This is a genomic window from Rouxiella sp. S1S-2 (genome assembly GCF_009208105.1).
Lineage (GTDB): Bacteria > Pseudomonadota > Gammaproteobacteria > Enterobacterales > Enterobacteriaceae > Rouxiella.
On the sequence record NZ_WFKL01000001.1, the window covers coordinates 3925227 to 3945819 of the forward strand.

13 protein-coding genes are annotated in these 20593 nt (G+C 50.5%); 4 read left to right on the plus strand and 9 right to left on the minus strand.

The window, feature by feature from the left end; genetic code table 11:
• Positions 1-14 precede the first annotated feature (14 nt).
• The 4 genes from rpsA to serC all read right to left on the minus strand — a co-directional run bounded on the left by rpsA (position 15) and on the right by serC (position 5325).
• Positions 15-1688 (minus strand): 30S ribosomal protein S1, encoded by a 1674-nt coding sequence (gene rpsA, locus GA565_RS17990; RefSeq protein WP_139804018.1) that lies wholly within the window; start codon positions 1686-1688, stop codon positions 15-17.
• Positions 1689-1864: 176 nt separating this feature from the next.
• Entirely contained in the window at positions 1865-2566 is a 702-nt protein-coding gene (gene cmk, locus GA565_RS17995) for a (d)CMP kinase (protein WP_055778265.1), read from the minus strand.
• Positions 2567-2833: 267 nt separating this feature from the next.
• Positions 2834-4117: a 3-phosphoshikimate 1-carboxyvinyltransferase gene (gene aroA, locus GA565_RS18000; protein ID WP_152199828.1), complete on the minus strand. Its 1284-nt coding sequence runs from the start codon at positions 4115-4117 to the stop codon at positions 2834-2836.
• Between the two features lie 122 nt (positions 4118-4239).
• Entirely contained in the window at positions 4240-5325 is a 1086-nt protein-coding gene (gene serC / locus GA565_RS18005) for a 3-phosphoserine/phosphohydroxythreonine transaminase (RefSeq protein WP_152199830.1), read from the minus strand.
• Between the two features lie 276 nt (positions 5326-5601).
• Between serC and ycaO the strand changes: the two genes are divergently transcribed.
• The 4 genes from ycaO (at position 5602) to pflA (ending at position 11888) form a co-directional block, all read left to right on the plus strand.
• On the plus strand, positions 5602-7365 hold the full coding sequence (ycaO, locus tag GA565_RS18010; protein ID WP_152199831.1) for a 30S ribosomal protein S12 methylthiotransferase accessory factor YcaO: 1764 nt from the start codon (positions 5602-5604) through the stop codon (positions 7363-7365).
• 469 nt (positions 7366-7834) lie between these two features.
• Positions 7835-8692, plus strand: a complete 858-nt coding sequence (gene focA, locus GA565_RS18015; RefSeq protein ID WP_152199833.1) for a formate transporter FocA — start codon at positions 7835-7837, stop codon at positions 8690-8692.
• Between the two features lie 96 nt (positions 8693-8788).
• On the plus strand, positions 8789-11071 hold the full coding sequence (gene pflB / locus GA565_RS18020) for a formate C-acetyltransferase (RefSeq protein ID WP_152199835.1): 2283 nt from the start codon (positions 8789-8791) through the stop codon (positions 11069-11071).
• Between the two features lie 76 nt (positions 11072-11147).
• A complete protein-coding gene (gene pflA, locus GA565_RS18025) occupies positions 11148-11888 on the plus strand; it encodes a pyruvate formate lyase 1-activating protein (protein WP_152199836.1) in 741 nt (246 codons plus the stop codon).
• A 59-nt stretch (positions 11889-11947) separates the two neighbouring features.
• Here the strand turns inward: pflA and GA565_RS18030 are convergent, their stop codons facing one another.
• From GA565_RS18030 to GA565_RS18050, 5 genes are all read right to left on the minus strand, one after another.
• Entirely contained in the window at positions 11948-13093 is a 1146-nt protein-coding gene (locus GA565_RS18030) for an MFS transporter (RefSeq protein WP_152199838.1), read from the minus strand.
• Between the two features lie 367 nt (positions 13094-13460).
• Positions 13461-14753 carry a serine--tRNA ligase gene (serS, locus tag GA565_RS18035; RefSeq protein ID WP_152199840.1) on the minus strand — a complete coding sequence of 431 codons (1293 nt, stop codon included), beginning with the start codon at positions 14751-14753 and terminating at the stop codon, positions 13461-13463.
• Positions 14754-14859: 106 nt separating this feature from the next.
• Positions 14860-16203 (minus strand): replication-associated recombination protein A, encoded by a 1344-nt coding sequence (locus GA565_RS18040; protein ID WP_055777907.1) that lies wholly within the window; start codon positions 16201-16203, stop codon positions 14860-14862.
• A gap of 7 nt (positions 16204-16210) precedes the next feature.
• Positions 16211-16822, minus strand: a complete 612-nt coding sequence (gene lolA / locus GA565_RS18045) for an outer membrane lipoprotein chaperone LolA (RefSeq protein WP_152199842.1) — start codon at positions 16820-16822, stop codon at positions 16211-16213.
• Positions 16823-17065: 243 nt separating this feature from the next.
• Positions 17066-20527, minus strand: coding sequence for a DNA translocase FtsK 4TM domain-containing protein (locus GA565_RS18050; protein WP_152199843.1), 3462 nt, complete (start codon positions 20525-20527; stop codon positions 17066-17068).
• Positions 20528-20593: the final 66 nt, after the last annotated feature.

Below are 20593 nucleotides of genomic sequence, written 5' to 3' on the forward strand. Positions count from 1 at the left end.
GCTGCGTCCCGTTATTACTCGCCTTTTGCCGCTTTGAACGCTTCAGCCATAGCGTTAGAGAAGTTGGTTTCGTCTGGTTTGTTGTTAACCACGGCGATTGCATCTTTCTCGTCTGCTTCGTCCTTAGCACGGACGGACAGGCTTACAACACGGTTCTTACGGTCAACACCAGTGAATTTAGCTTCAACTTCATCACCAACGTTCAGAACCAGAGTTGCGTCTTCAATACGGTCGCGAGAAGCTTCAGAAGCACGCAGGTAACCTTCTACGCCGCCTGCTAATTCAACTGTAGCACCTTTAGCGTCAACTGCAGTTACTTTACCAGTAACAATAGTACCTTTCTTGTTTACAGACAGGTAGTTATTGAACGGGTCTTCTGCGAGTTGCTTAACGCCAAGGGAGATGCGCTCACGCTCTGCATCAACTTGCAGAACAACAGCTGCGATTTCGTCGCCTTTTTTGTATTCACGTACTGCTTCTTCGCCTGCAACGTTCCAGGAGATGTCAGACAGGTGAACCAGGCCGTCGATGCCGCCGTCCAGACCGATGAAGATACCGAAGTCAGTGATTGACTTGATTTTGCCTTCAACACGGTCGTTCTTGTTGTGGGTTTCTGCAAACAGCTGCCATGGGTTAGATTTACACTGCTTCAGACCCAGGGAGATACGACGACGTTCTTCGTCGATGTCCAGAACCATAACTTCCACTACATCACCAACGTTAACAACTTTGGATGGGTGGATGTTCTTGTTGGTCCAGTCCATTTCAGACACGTGAACCAGACCTTCAACGCCTTCTTCGATTTCTACGAAGCAGCCGTAATCAGTCAGGTTGGTTACGCGACCAGTCAGCTTGGTGCTTTCTGGGTAACGTTTAGCGATAGCAACCCATGGATCTTCGCCCAGCTGTTTCAAGCCAAGGGAAACACGAGTGCGCTCACGGTCGAATTTCAGAACTTTAACAGTGATTTCGTCGCCAACATTCACGATTTCGCTTGGGTGCTTAACGCGCTTCCAAGCCATATCTGTGATGTGCAGCAGGCCGTCAACGCCGCCCAGATCAACGAAGGCGCCGTAGTCAGTGAGGTTCTTAACGATACCTTTAACTTCCATGCCTTCCTGCAGGTTTTCCAGCAGTTGATCGCGCTCAGCGCTGTTCTCAGACTCAATTACTGCACGACGAGAAACAACAACGTTGTTGCGCTTCTGGTCCAGCTTGATGACTTTGAACTCAAGATCTTTGCCTTCGAGATGCAGCGTGTCGCGAACAGGACGCACGTCAACCAGTGAACCTGGCAGGAACGCACGAATACCGTTCAGCTCAACGGTGAAACCGCCTTTAACTTTACCGTTGATAACACCGGTAACAGTTGCAGCTTCTTCGTAAGCTTTTTCCAGCATCAGCCATGCTTCATGACGCTTAGCTTTCTCACGAGACAGCAGAGTTTCACCGAAGCCATCTTCAACAGCGTCAAGTGCAACGTCAACTTCGTCGCCAACCTGGATTTCCAGTTCGCCCTGTGCGTTTTTGAACTGCTCTGCTGGAATAGCAGACTCAGACTTCAGACCGGCGTCAACCAGTACGACGTCTTTGTCGATAGACACAACAACACCACGAACGATTGAACCCGGACGGGTTTCGATTGTTTTTAAGGATTCTTCAAAGAGTTGAGCAAAAGATTCAGTCATATTGATAATCTTTAGTTTCTTAAGTTTAACGTCCATCTGGCTTCATGCTGGATGGGGTTGTTTCAAATGCCCCGCTACCGTCCTGGCGGCGAGGTTAAAAAAAACAGTAGCAAAACTGGCACTGACTCCTTGTTCTTTACAAAAAAGAATGGATCAGCACCAGATATTTGCTCGAATCACCGTGTTTGTTTTAGCGGCAATCCTAAAATTTCAGTGGCATACGCCAACGCTTTTTCGATAACTGCATCAATGGACATACTGGTTGAATCCAGTATTAACGCATCTTGCGCAGGAACCAAAGGCGCTATAGCCCGATTACGATCGCGGTCATCCCGCTCTTTTATCTCGGCTAAAAGACGTTCAAAGTTAACACTAAAGCCCTTTTCCTGCAACTGTAGCATTCTTCTGTTTGCACGTTCTTCAGGGCTGGCATCAAGAAAAATCTTTACCGGCGCTTCTGGGAAGACCACGGTACCCATATCTCGTCCATCGGCGATAAGGCCCGGTTTTTCTTTAAAAGCACGCTGGCGGCGAAGAAGTGCTTCGCGAACCCGCGGAAACGCTGCCGCCTGCGAAGCGGTATTGCCTACGGTTTCAGTGCGGATCTCATGACTGACATCCTCACCTTCCAAAATAACGTTAAGCTGTCCGTTGTTCGCTACGAAGCGAACGTCGAGGTGTGCAGCAAGCGGCACCAGCGCCTCTTCGGAAACGATATCAACCTGATGATGCAGTGCAGCCAGAGCCAGAACGCGATAAATTGCACCGGAATCAAGCAGGTGCCATCCAAACGCCTCAGCCAGAGCCTTACACAGCGTGCCTTTACCGGCACCACTTGGCCCATCAACGGTTATCACTGGGGTTATAGACGAGGTCATAGCCGTCATTTCTCTCTCCTTTCGGTGGGGAAAACCCCTCATCATTAACCCAACGGGGCTAATTCAGGTGCAGCATTATACGCTGCCTTTTGCCGAACTGTTACCCCACTTCAGCATGTTAGGAAAAATAAGCTAGGGAAAACGGCAAAGCGATGAAATAAACACGCAAATCAGAGAATATTTAAGCATAGCGACGAGAGGATGACTGCGCGAAAATAAAAAACGGACACGATAATGTCCGTTGAAGAGAAAAGGATGACTAAAGGCTTAGGCCGGGGTGCAAAGTGATGCCAGCAGTTCGAAATACTCCGGGACAGTTTTCGCAGTGCATTTCGGGTCAAGAATCGTCACCGGCGTGTCAGACAGCGCCACCAGCGAGAAGCACATCGCCATACGGTGATCGTTATAGGTGCCAATTTCAGCAAAAGTCAGTAAGCCAGGAGGAACGATGCTGATGTAATCTTCGCCCTCTTCCACCGTTGCACCGACTTTACGCAGCTCGGTGGCCATTGCCGCCAAACGGTCGGTTTCTTTTACCCGCCAGTTGTAAATATTGCGCAACGTGGTTGGGCCTTGGGCAAACAGCGCCGCAACGGCAATGGTCATCGCCGCATCGGGAATGTGGTTCATGTCCATATCAATACCGTGCAGCTCACCGCGGGTACATTCAATATAGTCATCGGACCAAGCCACGGTGGCGCCCATTTTTTCGAGCACATCAGCGAATCGAATATCACCCTGCATGCTATTTTTACCAATACCGGTCACGCGAACGGTGCCACCTTTGATAGCTGCCGCCGCCAGGAAATAGGATGCAGAAGAGGCATCGCCTTCAACCAGGTAGGTGCCGGGAGAGGTGTAGCTCTGGTTAGCCTGCACGCAGAACTGTTGGTAATCTTCATTAACCACAGTCACGCCGAAGGTTTTCATCAGATTCAAGGTGATATCGATGTACGGTTTTGAAACCAGCTCACCTTTAATACGAATAACCGTGTCGCTTTCGGCCAACGGTGCGGTCATCAGCAGTGCGGTGAGGAACTGGCTGGATACGCTGCCGTCAACGCTAATCTCACCGCCTTTGAAGCCACCGCGAAGGCGTAGGGGCGGGTAATTTTCCTGCTCGAGGTAGTCAATCTGTGCGCCGCCCATGCGTAAGGCATCTACCAGATGGCCGATCGGGCGCTCTTTCATGCGTGGCTCACCGGTCAACACGACATTTTGATCACCAAAGCACAGCGCAGCAGCCAGCGGACGCATGGCAGTACCGGCATTGCCAAGGAACAGTTCCAGATTGTCGGCTTTAGGGAAAACACCGCCTAAACCGTCAATCTCGCAGCGGGTACGATCTTCTGAAAGACGGTGCGTTACGCCCAGCGCCGTCAGCGCATTCAGCATGTGCCGAACATCGTCGCTGTCGAGCAAATTGGTCAGATGGGTAGTACCCTTGGCGAAAGCGGCCAGTAAAAGTGCACGGTTTGAGACACTTTTTGAGCCAGGTAAATTAATTGTGCCGTTGACTCGTGCAACAGGTTGTAGGGTTAGGGCTTCCACAGCGTCTCCGTAAATCGGTAAGTATTTTAAAAACTAACCCCGGACACAGGGCCGGGGTTAGTTTAATCACGAACATTTCTAATAATAAAAATGCAAATCAAACTGTTAACCTAAACGCCGAATTAACCGTGGCGTTTTTCAAAATCGTTCATAAACGCGGTCAGCGCCTGAACGCCTTCCAACGGCATCGCATTATAAATAGATGCACGCATGCCGCCAACAACGCGGTGGCCTTTTAGCGCATGCAGACCAGCTTCCAAAGACTCTTTTAGGAACACGGCATCCAGCGCAGAATCAGCCAACTGGAACGGCACGTTCATGCGTGAGCGGTTAGCATCGGCCACTTGATTGCGGTAGAAACCGCTGCGGTCAATGGTGCCGTAAAGCAGCTCGGCCTTGGCTTTGTTACGTTTTTCGATTTCGTTCAGGCCACCCTGCTCTTTCAGCCACTTGAATACCATGCCAGACAGATACCAGGCAAAAGTTGGCGGGGTATTGAACATTGAGTCGTTCTCGGCCAACACAGTGTAATCCAGAATGGATGGCAGTTCTTTGCGTGCTTTACCCAACAGATCTTCGCGGACAATAACCAGCGTCAGGCCGGCAGGACCGATATTTTTCTGCGCACCCGCATAGATAACACCAAAGCGGCTGACGTCGATAGGTCGCGAAAGAATGGTTGAGGAATAGTCGGCAATAACCACTTTATCGCCAAAGTCAGGCATTTCATCAATGGCCAGGCCGTCGATCGTTTCATTCGGGCAGTAGTGCACGTAGGCCGCATCTTTGCTGAGCTTCCACTCGCTCATTGGCAGCAGGCCGCGTTTGTCACCTTGAGTCGTGGTGATATCAATCACGTTTGGCGTACAGTACTTTTGCGCTTCTTTAACTGCGCTGTGTGCCCAATAGCCGCCATCGATGTAGTCGGCAGTTGCTTTGTCGCCCAGCAGGTTCATCGGGATCGCGGCAAACTGCGCGCGCGCGCCGCCGTGGCAGAACAGAACTTTATAGTTCGAGGGGATATTCATCAGGTCACGAATATCCTTTTCGGACTCTTCGGCTACCTGGATGAACTCCTTGCTACGGTGACTGATTTCCATCACCGAGGTGCCGAGACCGTGCCAATTACAGAGTTCTTGTTCAGCACGACGTAAGACTTCAGCCGGGATCATCGCCGGACCTGAGCTAAAATTGTAAACCTGAGTCATTTCCCCTCACCACTTCTCTTAGATAGCCACTTGAAAGCCAATTGAGCCGTTGATTGATAGCATCATTGAATCGATTGCGTATACCAACAACCAGTTTATCGGTTTTAACACTGGTCACCACCCGCTGCAATTGTTATTCGCCGCAGATTAATAATCAGTAATAAATTTCATATCTTCGGCTGTTATATTCTTTTTTCTTAGCACAATGAATACGTGGAGCTCAAACCAAAAACCCCGTATCATTGCGCGTTTTTAGAACGCACAAAAGTGAACTCAATGACGCAAACTTTTATCCCTGGCAAAGACGCGGCGCTGGAAGTCTCCATCTCCCGTTTTCAGCAAAAACTTACCGACCTCGGCTTTAATATTGAAGAGGCTTCGTGGCTGAATCCGGTCCCACACGTCTGGTCTGTACACATCCGTGACCGCGACTGCCCGCTGTGCTTTACCAACGGCAAGGGAGCCAGTAAAAAAGCGGCATTGGCTTCGGCGCTGGGTGAGTACTTCGAGCGCTTGTCGACCAACTATTTCTTTGCGGACTTCTATCTTGGCAAAGAGATCGCCGAAGGTGACTTCGTTCACTACCCGAACGAAAAGTGGTTCCCAATCCCAGCAGACAATAGCCTGCCAAAGGGCATTCTCGACGAGCGCCTCCACGCGTTCTACGACGAAGAAAAAGAGCTGACCGGCAGCGAACTTATCGACTTGCAGTCTGGTAATGCCAGCCGCGGTATCTGCGCCCTGCCGTTTACCCGCCAGTCAGACCTTGAAACCGTTTATATCCCGATGAACATCATCGGCAACCTGTATGTGTCTAACGGCATGTCGGCCGGTAACACTGCCAACGAAGCGCGTGTTCAGGGTCTTTCAGAAGTTTTCGAGCGTTACGTTAAAAACCGCATTATTGCCGAATCTATCAGCCTGCCTGAAATTCCTGCCGACGTGCTGGCTCGTTACCCGAGCGTGGTGGAAGCCATTGCCAAACTGGAAGAAGAAGGTTTCCCCATTCTTTCCTATGATGCGTCATTAGGCGGCAACTATCCGGTGATTTGCGTGGTGTTGTTCAACCCTGCAAACGGTACCTGCTTCGCCTCTTTCGGTGCTCACCCTGACTTTGGCGTCGCGCTTGAGCGTACCGTTACTGAGCTTCTTCAAGGACGCAGCCTGAAAGATCTGGACGTGTTTACCGCGCCAACCTTCGACGATGAAGAAGTTGCCGAGCACGCTAACCTTGAAACACACTTTATCGATTCAAGCGGCCTTATTTGTTGGGACTTGTTTAAGCATGACGCAGACTACGAGTTTGCCGACTGGAGCTTTAGCGGCAGCACCGAAGAAGAATTCGCCACGCTGATGGCCATCTTCGATAAGGAAGACGCTGAAGTTTACATCGCCGACTATGAGCACCTCGACGTTTATGCTTGCCGTATCATCGTGCCGGGCATGTCTGATATTTATCCTGCTGAAGACCTGCTGCTCGCCAACAACAGCATGGGCGCACATTTACGTGAGCAGATCCTTGCACTGCCAGGCAGTGATTTCGCACCGGAAGAGTATCTTGAAATGATAACTCAACTGGATGATGAAGGACTGGATGACTTCACCCGCGTCCGTGAGTTGCTGGGCATTGCCAGCGGCAAAGACAACGGCTGGTATACCCTGCGCGTCGGTGAGCTGAAATCCATGCTGGCACTTGCCGGCGGTGATATGGACCAGGCGCTGACCTGGGCTGAATGGGCGCATGAGTTCAACGCCTCCGTTTACAGTGACGAGCGTAATAACTATTACCGCTGCCTGCAAACGCTGCTGCAGTTAGCGTTGGAGCCGGAGCGTGAAGCCTCCCAGTATTACAGCGCTTTCATTAAAATGTACGGTCAAGAAGCGGTTGAACGTGCTTCTGCAGCCATCAGCGGCGAAGAACGTTTCCACAGTCTGTTCGCCGTTGACCCTGAACTCAAAGCGTTGCCATCTCATCAGGGACTGCTTGCTGCCTACGAAAAACTTCAGGCTGCCAAGCGTCGTTACTGGTCAAAAGCGTAAGAAGCATCATTACATCAACCGGCGGGAAACCGCCGGTTTTTTTACGACTAAAACCTTTTTTCCCATCAGCTATTCCAATACTAAAATAAAGCGGCTTATGTGGTTTGACTCTCCCACAAAACAAGCGTTAAATGTCGCCAAAGTGAACGATAGTGTCGCCCTTTACTGTTGAAAGAATTTTTTCTTGTAAAAGAATGAGATGCAAATCGCACCATTGCGTAATATCACTTCAACATTTTCACTTATAAATCAAAACAGCAATCTCATTTAATGATTTTTATTTAAACTTTTTTCGCAAAAATTAAAAACATTTTTATCAATGTAAATCAGTAAGTTATCGCTTTTCATTCCTTCAATATCGGCTTTCCTTAGCAGTAGTTTCGCCCAGATATGATCCAAATCAATATCTCAACTACACTAGGTTGCTAGTATCTGTCTTGCAGTACATAACCCTTAAGAGAGAGTTAATGTGAACGCTGACAACCCCTTCAATTTGTTATTACCTGCCGCCACGGCGAAAGTTGCCGAAGATGCAGGGGTGTATAAAGCCACCAAGCAACCTATAAAAACCTTTTTCCTGGCGATTACCGCAGGTGTCTTCATCTCGATTGCCTTCGTTTTCTACATTACCTCGACCACAGGCACCGCCGCCGTACCTTTTGGCCTGGCAAAATTAGTGGGGGGGATCTGTTTCTCACTGGGCCTGATGCTGGTGGTGGTATGCGGCGCAGACTTGTTTACCTCTACGGTATTAACCGTCATTGCCAAGGCAAGCGGTCGCATTACCTGGACCCAGTTGGCCTGTAATTGGCTAAACGTTTATATCGGCAACCTGGTTGGTGCGTTGTTCTTTGTCGCGCTTATCTGGTTCGCGGGAATGCACATGACCGATAACGGCCTTTGGGGCCTGAACGTGCTGCAAACCGCCGATCATAAAATGCATCACACTTTTATCGAGGCCGTTTGCCTGGGCATTTTAGCCAATTTGATGGTTTGTCTGGCGGTGTGGATGAGTTATTCCGGCCGTAGCCTGATGGACAAAATGTTCGCCATGATCCTACCGGTCGCCATGTTTGTCGCCAGTGGCTTCGAACACAGCATCGCCAACATGTTCATGATACCCCTTGGTATTGTTATTAAGAATTTCGCGCCAGAAAGCTTCTGGCAGGCTATGGGCAGCGCGCCGGACAAATTTTCCGAGCTGACTGTCTCCAACTTTATTATCGACAACCTGATCCCGGTGACGCTCGGCAATATCATCGGCGGTGGCCTGCTCGTAGGCCTGACTTACTGGGTCATTTATCTGCGTGATGAGCAGCGTCATTAATGATTATCGATGCTTGTCGCAAAATTTTAACTGATGTTCAAGTTATCCCGATAACGCAATTTTTTGAAAAAATTCAAATTAGAAGGTAGGTGCAAAATGTCCAAGCTCAATGAAAAATTGACCACTGCATGGCAGGGTTTTAGCGCCGGTGACTGGCAGACTGAAGTCAACGTTCGTGACTTTATTCAGAAAAACTATGCCCCTTACGAGGGTGACGAGTCTTTCCTCGCTGGCGCAACAAAAGCGACGACCACCCTGTGGGACAGCGTTATGGAAGGCATCAAACAGGAAAACGCGACCAAAGCACCTGTTGATTTTGATACCGACCTCGCCTCAACCATCACCTCGCACGATGCGGGTTATATCAACAAATCTTTAGAGGCTATCGTAGGCCTGCAGACTGATGCACCCTTAAAACGCGCCATAATTCCTTTCGGCGGCATTAAAATGGTTGAAGGCTCATGCAAAGTGTATGGCCGCGAGCTCGACCCTCAGCTGAAAAAAGTCTTTTCCGAATACCGTAAAACTCACAATCAGGGCGTTTTCGACGTCTACACCAAAGACATTCTAAACTGCCGTAAATCCGGCGTACTAACCGGTCTGCCCGACGCCTACGGCCGTGGCCGCATCATCGGTGACTATCGCCGCGTAGCCCTCTATGGCATCGACTTCCTGATGGCCGACAAATTTGCCCAGTTCCAGTCTCTGCAGTCGAAATTGGAAAACGGCGAAGACCTGCAAATGACCATTCAGCTGCGCGAAGAAATTTCGGAACAGTATCGTGCACTGGGCCAAATCAAAGAAATGGCGGCCAAATACGGCTTCGATATTTCAGGTCCGGCGAGCAGTGCTCAGGAAGCAGTTCAGTGGACCTACTTCGGTTATCTGGCCGCAGTTAAATCCCAGAACGGCGCCGCCATGTCATTTGGCCGCGTGTCTACCTTCCTTGACGTGTTCATCGAACGCGATATCAACGCGGGTAAACTGTCTGAAGAACAGGCTCAGGAACTGATTGACCACCTGGTAATGAAACTGCGCATGGTGCGTTTCCTGCGTACTCCTGAATACGATGAGCTGTTCTCCGGCGACCCAATCTGGGCAACAGAATCACTGGCCGGTATGGGCGTTGATGGCCGTACCTTGGTGACCAAAAACAGCTTCCGCTTCTTGAATACTCTCTACACCATGGGGCCTTCTCCAGAGCCTAACATGACCATTCTGTGGTCAGAAAAACTGCCGGTAAACTTCAAGAAGTATGCGGCTAAAGTCTCAATTGATACATCATCAATTCAGTATGAAAACGATGACCTGATGCGTCCGGACTTTGACAACGATGATTACGCCATTGCCTGCTGCGTGAGCCCAATGATTGTCGGCAAACAAATGCAGTTCTTTGGCGCACGTGCCAACCTGGCGAAAACAATGCTGTACGCCATCAACGGCGGCGTTGATGAAAAAATGAAAATCCAGGTTGGTCCTAAAGAAGCGCCAATGATGGATGAAGTGCTAGACTACGATAAAGTGATGGAACGTATGGATCACTTTATGGATTGGCTGGCCAAGCAGTATGTGACCGCACTGAACTGTATTCACTTCATGCATGACAAATACAGCTATGAAGCTGCATTGATGGCACTGCACGACCGTGATGTTTATCGCACTATGGCCTGCGGTATCGCAGGTCTGTCAGTCGCAGCCGACTCACTGTCAGCCATTAAATATGCCAAAGTCAGCACGATTCGTGATGAAGATGGCCTGGCTATCGACTTCAAAATTGAGGGCGAATATCCACAGTTTGGTAATAATGACTCACGCGTTGATGACATCGCCTGCGACCTGGTAGAACGTTTCATGAAGAAAATTCAGAAACTGCCAACCTATCGCGACGCGGTGGCTACCCAGTCAGTACTTACCATCACTTCGAACGTGGTGTACGGCAAGAAAACCGGTAACACTCCTGACGGACGTCGTGCTGGCGCACCTTTTGGACCTGGTGCTAACCCAATGCACGGTCGTGACCAGAAAGGCGCCGTTGCCTCACTGACTTCCGTTGCTAAACTGCCGTTTGCCTACGCGAAAGATGGGATCTCTTATACCTTCTCTATCGTGCCAAACGCGCTGGGTAAAGATGATGACGTGCGTAAAGCCAACCTGGCGGGTCTGATGGACGGTTATTTCCATCACGAAGCGTCTATCGAAGGCGGTCAGCACCTTAACGTCAACGTAATGAACCGTGAAATGCTGCTTGAAGCGATGGAAGATCCAGAAAAATTCCCGCAGCTGACAATTCGTGTATCAGGCTATGCAGTGCGTTTCAACTCACTGACTAAAGAGCAGCAGCAGGACGTTATTACTCGTACCTTCACTAAAACGCTGTAAAAAGTGATGAGCTTCCTGTAGTTGTTCATTAAGGCTCCACTTGCGTGGGGCCTTTTCACATTGGAGAACATCCGCAATGTCTGTTCAAGGTCGCATTCACTCCTATGAATCCTGTGGCACCGTAGATGGCCCGGGTATTCGTTTTATCGTGTTTTTTCAGGGCTGCCTGATGCGTTGCATGTATTGCCACAACCGCGATACGTGGGATACGCACGGGGGTAAAGAAATAAACGTCGAAGATCTAATGAAAGAGGTGGTGAGCTATCGCCACTTTATGAACGCCTCAGGCGGCGGCGTTACCGCATCTGGCGGTGAGGCTATTTTGCAAGCCGAGTTTGTTCGCGACTGGTTCCGCGCATGTCAAAAAGAAGGCATTAATACTTGCCTGGACACTAACGGCTTTGTGCGCCGTTATGACCCAGTGATTGATGAACTGATTGATGCAACCGATCTGGTCATGCTTGATCTCAAGCAGATGAACGATGAAATCCATCAAAAGCTGGTGGGTGTTTCGAATCACCGCACGCTGGAGTTCGCTCAGTATCTTGCCAAACGCAATCAACGCACTTGGATCCGCTACGTGGTTGTGCCCGGCTGGTCAGACGACGACCACTCTACGCACATGCTCGGTGAGTTTACTAAGGATATGGGCAATATAGAAAAAATAGAACTCCTGCCCTATCACGAACTCGGTAAGCATAAATGGACTGCGATGGGAGAGAAATACGGCCTTGACGGCGTAAGCCCACCGACTAAAGAAATTATGGAAAGGGTGAAAGGGATACTGGAAAGCTACGGCCACAAAGTGATGTACTGATATTCTTCGTGTATCGAGCCGCAGCCAATACCGCTGCGGCTTCAATAATTAAAGAGTATTCAAGCTGCAGCAACGGGATTGTGGGTGTTCTCTGTCTTGCGCAGCAGCATAATTAAATAAACCAGCGCCACCGCGGCTATCATCACAAAGAGCACGCGGTCGGAATAGTTCTGCATCAGCATGGCGGTCATTGAAGGACCGGCAAGACTGCCGATGGTATAACTCATCAACAGCGCCTGATTCATGGCGACCAACTCATCCGGGTTCACTTTTTCACAGGCCCAAGACATTGCCACTGGATAAAGCGTAAAGCCGGCACAGCCTAACACAAACAGCGCAGGTGCCATCGCATAGCCACTCAGCATGGCAATGCTACCAAGAATAACCACAAACACCTGAACGCGCAGCACAGTCAAACGACCATAGCGATCGGCCAGGCGCCCTACCGGCCATTGACCCATTATGCCCGAACTGACAAGCAACGCCATCCAGTAGCCAACATCGGCGTCGCTAAGCCCGCGATGTGCTAAAAACAGCGGCATTAATCCGTATAATGACCCCAACACGATGCCAGAAATAACACAGCCATTAATGCCCAATCGCGCACTGCGACGTTTTAACATTGGCCAGATGCTAGTGTGTGGCTGCTCACTGTCTTGATTAGTGATGTGTGCAAACAAAAGCGGAAGCATGGCAATCACGATAATACCGGTCACCCAGGGAATGACGTTAAACAGCTCGGTTGACACTTTTCCCAGCAACAACTGACCAGCAACGGTTCCGATATAATAAACAATCATATAGGCTGCAAGCAGTTGCCCACGATTTTTCACCGTACCACTGCGCAGAAGAGCACTTTCGACGATCACCCAGATTAGCGCACAACCGATACCGGCGATGAAACGCCAGCTAACCCAACCAAAGAAGTCCATTGAAATTGCCAGGCCGGCTGTCGCAATGGCAAAAATAACGCACGAAAGCTGATAACTTAGATTAAAACCAAGTCTCTTGATTAACCGACCGGCAATCAGTGTTCCCAATAAATTTCCGGCATAATAAGAAGAGCTTACTAACCCAACTTTCCAGGTAGGCAGGGCTTCGTGCGTCAGCCATAGAGGGACGAGCGTACTCAATACCGCAATAGATACGGTAAGCAGCAAAAGGCCGCAGAGCAGCAACAGCACCGGGCGAGAATAAGCAGACATAGAGATTGGGCGACCAGAAATACAATGAAATTGCGCGCATAATGCCATTGGTTAGTAAAAAGTCAATCTGGTGAAATCGACCTTGCGCACAATCTGTATTTCCATGATTTAAATAACTAATCAATAGCCAAGATTGGTAATTGCAAAGCGTAAAACAAAAATAAATATCCCCATGATTAATAAGTATTTTATTTTAAATATCTTGGCAGGTAGTTTTATAAAATCAAAGCATCTGGTTAGTGACGATTAAAAAATATCGCCGATGAACAAAGGTTGTTAAACCTATGCTTTCAATCAATAAAAAAGACCAATCGCATTAACGATTGGCCTCAGAGTTTTCACGTAATTTAACCGTTTAAACGATTAGTTAACCGATGACTTCCAGTCCACGCATATAAGGGCGCAATACTTCTGGAACTTCAATTCGGCCGTCTGCCAATTGGTAGTTTTCGAGTACTGCAACCAGCGTACGTCCAACGGCTAATCCAGAGCCGTTTAGCGTGTGAACTAAACGTGGTTTCTTCTCGGTTTTGCTACGGGTACGGGCTTGCATACGGCGAGCCTGGAAGTCCCACATATTTGAACAAGAAGAAATTTCACGGTAGGTATTCTGTGCTGGCAGCCACACTTCTAAATCATAAGTTTTGCAAGAACCGGCACCCATATCACCGGTGCACAGCAGCATTTTACGATAAGGCAGATTTAGCAGCTGCAGCACTTTTTCAGCATGACCGGTCAGCTCTTCCAACGCCTGCATGGAGTCTTCAGGGCGAACAATTTGCACCATTTCGACTTTATCAAACTGGTGCATACGAATCAGACCACGGGTATCTCGACCGTAGGAACCCGCTTCTGAGCGGAAGCATGGCGTGTGCGCGGTCAATTTCAGCGGTAGAGACTCTTCTTCAAGAATTTCGTCGCGCGCCAGGTTAGTCAGTGGTACTTCAGCCGTTGGGATCAGCGCATAGTTACTGGTACCCGCTTCTTCACCCAGTGGTTTGGTGTGGAACAGGTCTTCACCAAACTTTGGCAACTGACCGGTACCAAACAACGAATCCTGGTTAACCAGGTAAGGCACCGCTGTTTCGATATAGCCGTGCTGCTCGGTGTGCAGATCAATCATAAACTGAGACAAAGCGCGATGCATGCGAGCAATTTGTCCCTGCATAACAACAAAGCGTGCACCGGTCAGTTTCACACCGGCGGCAAAATCAAGGCCACCGGCCATTTCGCCCAGCGAGACGTGATCGCGAACCTCGAAGTCAAACTGACGCGGCGTCCCCCAACGGCTAACCTCGAGGTTCTCGCTGTCATCTTTACCAACAGGAACGCAGTCATCAGGCAGGTTTGGTAACGCCTGAGTCACTTTATTCATCTCTTCGAGCAGAGCTTCCAGTTCGGCCTTGGCCGTGCTCAGCTTGTCACCCAGTTCGTTAACTTCCTGACGCAGGGCATCGATGTCTTCACCGCGAGCCTTGGCCGCACCGATCGATTTCGATCGCGCATTCCTTTCAGCCTGAAGATTTTCCGTTTCGACTTGCAGTACTTTGCGACGTTCTTCATGAGCGCGCAATGTTTCTACATCGAGTTTATAACCTCTGCGAGCAAGTTTTTCTGCAACTGCGTCTAGCTCATTACGCAGCAGATTGGGATCGAGCATGCTAATCCTGTTCGTGTTGAATTAAAAAATATTTAGATGACGCATCCTGCCTGAAACGGCAGCATGTCAAAGAGTTATCAAGAGTAACCTTACCGCAACAGCAAATTTATCGGTAGCGTTTTGTCGGGCTATTTTGATCTTGTTCAGTTAACCACGCCATCTTTTCCCCGATTTTACCTTCCATGCCGCGTGCAGTCGGATAATAGTACTGCGTTTTAGCCATTTCTGGAGGGAAATAGTTCTCGCCGGCGGCGTAGGCGTTGGGTTCGTCATGCGCGTAACGGTATTCGGCACCCAGCCCCATCTCTTTCATTAGCTTGGTTGGCGCATTGCGCAAATGCTCAGGTACGTCATAGTCGGCCTGCTCTTTTGCATCGCGCATTGCGGCCTTGAAAGCAGTATAAACGGCGTTACTTTTTGGCGCACAGGCAAGATACACAATAGCTTGTGCAATAGCTCTTTCGCCTTCGGCCGGCCCAACGCGAGTAAAACAGTCCCAAGCGGCAATGGCAATCTGCATCGCACGCGGATCGGCATTGCCCACATCTTCTGAAGCGATGGCCAACAGACGTCTTGCAACATAAAGCGGATCGCCACCGGCGGTAATGATACGCGCATACCAATAAAGAGCAGCATCAGGGGCAGAGCCACGCACCGACTTGTGCAGGGCCGAAATCAGGTCGTAGTAGCGGTCGCCTTTATTGTCAAAGCGTGCACTGCGTTCACCCGAAATTTCATTCAGCAGCTCGGTGGTGAGTACCCTGACACCCTGCGCATCAACCTCGGCCATATCGGCCATCATTTCAATGCTGTTTAAGGCGCGGCGGGCGTCGCCATTGACCAATTCGGCTAGCATACGGCGGGTTTGCGGAGAAATACGAATATTTTGCCCAGCATAGCCACGGTCAGCGTTATTCATTGCCTGATCGATGACCTTTTCGATGTCATCCGCCGTCAACCCTTTCAGTAAATAAACGCGTGCACGCGAAAGTAACGCCGAATTCAGTTCAAAGGAGGGGTTTTCAGTGGTCGCGCCAATGAAAGTAATGGTGCCATCTTCAATATGCGGCAGAAACGCGTCCTGCTGGCTTTTATTGAACCGATGCACCTCATCGACAAACAGGATGGTCCGTCGACCGGCATTGCGATTCTGACGAGCGCGTTCAATCGCCTCGCGGATCTCTTTAATACCGGACGTGACCGCCGAAATACGTTCAACGTCAGCGTTGGCATAGCGGCCAATCAGCTCTGCCAGCGTCGTTTTCCCCGTACCCGGCGGTCCCCACAGGATCATGGAGTGCAGCTGTCCCGCTTCAATAGCGCGTGGCAACGGCTTACCGGGTGCCAGCAGGTGCTGCTGACCAATATATTCAGCCAAGGTAACCGGCCGCATTCTCGCGGCCAGTGGCTGAAATTCATTATGGGAAAAATCGAGTGACAGATTACTCACTAAGTCCTCACTGACGCTGATCGTCTACCGTCACACCCTGAGGTGGGGTGAATTTAAATTTGGAATCATCCACTGCAGCATTTTGCTCACCTTTCAACGCATAAGCACTGCGTTGACCGTCTTGCTCAACGGCGGTGAAGCTTTTGATGGTGCCAGCTGGCGTAACGGTGATAGCAAATTGCTTCAGATTACCGGTGGCCGCTTTAGGGGTGAGGTTAAAATCATCGCCCTTTTGGGTGACGTTATATTTGGCCCAGTCGCTGCTATCGTTGCGAGTAATAAGCATAAACGGCGTGTTGCCGGTGGCATTTTTCAGCCAGGTTGCTGTAACCTGCTCAACAAACGGATTGTAGAACCACAGCGTTTTACCGTCAGAAACCAGAATACTTTCATCCGGCGTAGTCATGTGCCAATTAAACAGATTTGGACGTTTAACCCAAAGCTGTCCTTCGCCCTGCTGAATGTTGGAACCGTCATCACCGGTGACCGTTTGAGTAAAGCTGGCGTGGAAGGTATTCAGCTTACCAAGGCGGCTCTTTAAATCGCTGCTGGCATCGGCCAACACAGATCCTGAAATAAATGCGGTCAATAAACAGCTTACAGCGAGTAATTTTTTCATTGTTATTGCTACCTCAAAATCCATTGCGAACAGACAACATCTCCCAACAATTGGGGGAATACCTGAGAAAACAACCCCAGGAACTAAACTTTAGCCGAAGCAACTTGCCCTGCGATAGCTCAATCGTCTGAGAATTATAGCTTTTACGATTCTTTGCATTCCCGACTGTCTGTGAAAAATTTAAATATAGAGAAAGCAAAATTGCCAAGGGCCGCATTTGCGGCCCTTTATTATCCACCCAGATTATTCATGAGGTGGTGGAGCAAGAACTTCCCGGTTGCCGTTGTGGCCTGGTGTGCTGACAATCGACTGCGCCTCCATTTGCTCAACGATACGTGCCGCACGGTTGTACCCGATACGGAACTGACGCTGAACACCGGAGATTGAAGCACGGCGTTTTTCAACCACAAACTCCACGGCCTGATCGAACAGCGGATCAAGCTCCTCGCCTTCTTCGAGCCCTGCCCCCCCTTCGCCCTCTTCTCCGCCTTTGACGATACTGTCAATGTACTGCGGACGACCGCGAGCTTTCCAGTCCTGAACCACGGCGTGAACTTCTTGGTCACGAACAAATGCACCATGAACGCGGATCGGAATCGAGGAGTTAGGGGCCATATACAGCATGTCACCCATACCCAGCAGCGATTCTGCGCCACCCTGGTCGAGAATGGTCCTCGAGTCAATTTTGCTCGACACGGTAAAGGCGATGCGCGTCGGGATGTTAGCTTTGATAAGACCGGTGATAACGTCAACCGAGGGTCGTTGAGTCGCCAGAACAAGGTGAATACCTGCAGCTCGCGCTTTCTGCGCAAGACGAGCAATCAGCTCTTCCACTTTTTTACCCACGGTCATCATCAGATCGGCAAATTCGTCGACCAGCACCACGATAAACGGCTCTTTACCCAGCATTCTCGGCTCATGACCCATGCTGTCGCTAGGCTTCCAGAACGGATCGGGGATTGGCCAGCCCATGGCTTCGGCTTCTTTAATTTTCTCGTTATAACCGGCAAGGTTACGCACACCCAGAGCAGACATCAGCTTATAGCGACGTTCCATTTCACCCACACACCAGCGCAGCGCATTGGCCGCATCTTTCATGTCGGTGACCACCTCGGTAAGCAAGTGTGGAATGCCTTCATATACTGACAACTCGAGCATTTTCGGGTCAATCATGATAAAGCGCACGTCTTCAGGCGTTGCCTTATAAAGCATGCTCAGGATCATGGCGTTAACGCCCACTGATTTACCCGACCCTGTCGTACCCGCCACCAGCAGGTGCGGCATTTTTGCCAGGTCTGCCACCACCGGTTGGCCGGAAATATCTTTACCCAGCACCACGGTTAACGGAGAAGGATCGTTTTTAAACTGTGGACAGTCGAGCACTTCGCGCAGGTAAACGGTCTGGCGCTTCTTGTTCGGCAGTTCCAGACCCACATAAGGTTTGCCAGGTATCACTTCAACAATACGCACCGCCACGGTGGACAGTGAACGCGCAAGGTCGCGCGAGAGATTCGAGATACGCGCGGCTTTTACACCCGGAGCCAAATCCAGTTCAAAACGGGTGATTACCGGCCCCGGCAGCTTATCGACAACCTCTGCCTTGATACGATAATCATTCAGTCGCGCTTCGATTAGCTGCGCAGTTTGCTCGAGTGCAAACATGTCGACAGGTTCTTCCGTAGCCGGCGCCGACGTCAGCAAATCGAGGCTTGGCAATGGCGTAGTTGGTCTACTGACTGGCTGCTCATTACGCATTAATGCCGGATGGATCAAACTGTCCATAACCGGTTTTGGTGGTTCTACAGGCCGCGGTGGCTCAGCAGCTGCAGAAGCCGCGTTCTGGCTGTAAGAAACGGGCTGTACCGACTCTTCCACGTGCGGTGGAAGTGTAAATAGCGGTTCAACCGGCGTATCGTCAACCAAGTCGGCCATCGGCGAGAAGTTAAATGCGTCATGCGTGCTGATATTTTGGCTTGAAACAGGATTGACACGAGGCGTTTCCTGATACTGAGGCGCTTGCTGACGAGTATGCGTCTCCTGATAAGGCTGCGACTCCGCCTGCTCGGGTTCGGACTGATAGCGCGATTGCTCACGGGCAGCAAACTGCTGACGCAGTTGAGCTTGCAACAGTGCATCTTCATCGTCTTCGCTCGGTTCATCCTCTTGCCCATAGCGCTGATTCTGCTGGTCGACCCACGCCTGCCTCAGCGCCGCCTCCTGCATGGCCTCTTCATCTTCAACAGAAGATGTTTGCGGCTGCGGAATTTGCGCGGCCTGTGCCTGCTGGCGTGCAGCTTCCTGCTCTTGCTGTTCAGCAATGCGCTGCGACGGCAGTTTAATGCCGTAGGATGCTAGCTCACGCCGAGTCGGCAATTTTACAGGATTTGGACGCGGTAATTCTGGGCCAAAGCCTTTCTTGATTTGCGGATTTTCGTCACTCACTGCGCTAAATGCCGGCATAAACATATTGCCCGCTTCAGATGCAGCCGATTTTCCTGCCTGTGCCAAGCCGGTTGCCAGTGCAGCCGTTGCCGCAACGCTACCTACCTCAGGCGTCGAGCTGAAATCAAACGGTGAACGTTCATGCTGCGGCTCGGCGACCTGATTCCAATTACCAAGCTGAGGCTCGTCATAGCGGCGAGACTGAGGTGAGGCATTCGCTTGAACGGTTCTTGGCGCCGGTGTTTCTTCAGGAATCTCAAAACTGTACAACGGCGGCATCTCAGGCTGCGGGGCCGATGCTGCAGGCTGAACCAGTGGCGCGGACTGCGGCTGAGCAGGCGGTTGCACCGCGGCATTTACCACGGAAACAGGGCTTACAGGGGCCTCGCTTGAAACTGCCGGAACAGCGTTTAACGCGGCAGCAGCCTGTGGCGTGGTGGTTTCATTAACAGAAGGCGCTGAGAAAAGAACATCATCGTCATCGGCGATTGCCGTCGCAGAAACCGCCACCGTTGCCGCAGTAGCAACCTGTGTGGGAGAAGCGGGTGAATGGGCTTCCTCTTCTTCCTCGTCATGATGGTTTTTGAGCAAGGTATCATCATGCTCATCACGACTGTCATACTCATAGTCGTAATCATCGTCGCGACGCGACCGGTTGGTCATAAAAGTGGTAACGCCCAGCACCGTTCCGCCGATTTTCTCGGCAATAGTCAGCCACGACCAACCGGTAAACAGCGTAAGACCTGCAGCCCAAACGCACAGCAGCACCAGGGTGGCACCTACGTTGTTAAACCACGGCGTCATGGCGGTACCCAGCAAACTGCCGATCACTCCGCCTGAGGCAAAGTAATACAGATCGTCAATATTGAGCGCGGCCAGACCACATGAGGTCAGAACCAGTGCAAGCGTACCTATCAAACGCAGGGAGAGCGTAAAATAGTCAATATAGTCCTGATTGTCCCGCTGGCGGAAAGAGGCCCAGCACAAGCAAAGCATGATAGGTGGAATGGCATACGCCAACACGCCAAAAATGAAGAATAGCGTATCGGCCATCCAGGCTCCGACACCGCCCCCCAAATTATGGATAGGACCGTGCCAAGAGGTTTGAGACCAGCTTGGGTCGGACGGATTGAAACTTATCAATGCTGCCATGAGATAGATGGCAAACACCGCTACCACAACCAGCACAGCCTCCAGAATACGGCGGCTACTGCTGAGTTTTTTCAAGGTAACGTCTTTATCTTCTGTATATTCCTGGCTCAAGAAAGGCTCTCCAGGTTCCTGTGAACTGAAATAGCGATAGCGCCGAGAGACCGCCTCGGCGCCAGG

Excerpts from the sequence above, each read along its gene's own strand:
- rpsA (WP_139804018.1), bottom strand. The coding sequence starts at position 1,688 with ATGACTGAATCTTTTGCTCAACTCTTTGAAGAATCCTTAAAAACAATC.
- pflA (WP_152199836.1), top strand. The coding sequence starts at position 11,148 with ATGTCTGTTCAAGGTCGCATTCACTCCTATGAATCCTGTGGCACCGTA.
- serC (WP_152199830.1), bottom strand. The coding sequence starts at position 5,325 with ATGACTCAGGTTTACAATTTTAGCTCAGGTCCGGCGATGATCCCGGCT.
- lolA (WP_152199842.1), bottom strand. The coding sequence starts at position 16,822 with ATGAAAAAATTACTCGCTGTAAGCTGTTTATTGACCGCATTTATTTCA.
- ycaO (WP_152199831.1), top strand. The coding sequence starts at position 5,602 with ATGACGCAAACTTTTATCCCTGGCAAAGACGCGGCGCTGGAAGTCTCC.
- cmk (WP_055778265.1), bottom strand. The coding sequence starts at position 2,566 with ATGACCTCGTCTATAACCCCAGTGATAACCGTTGATGGGCCAAGTGGT.
- pflB (WP_152199835.1), top strand. The coding sequence starts at position 8,789 with ATGTCCAAGCTCAATGAAAAATTGACCACTGCATGGCAGGGTTTTAGC.
- GA565_RS18030 (WP_152199838.1), bottom strand. The coding sequence starts at position 13,093 with ATGTCTGCTTATTCTCGCCCGGTGCTGTTGCTGCTCTGCGGCCTTTTG.
- serS (WP_152199840.1), bottom strand. The coding sequence starts at position 14,753 with ATGCTCGATCCCAATCTGCTGCGTAATGAGCTAGACGCAGTTGCAGAA.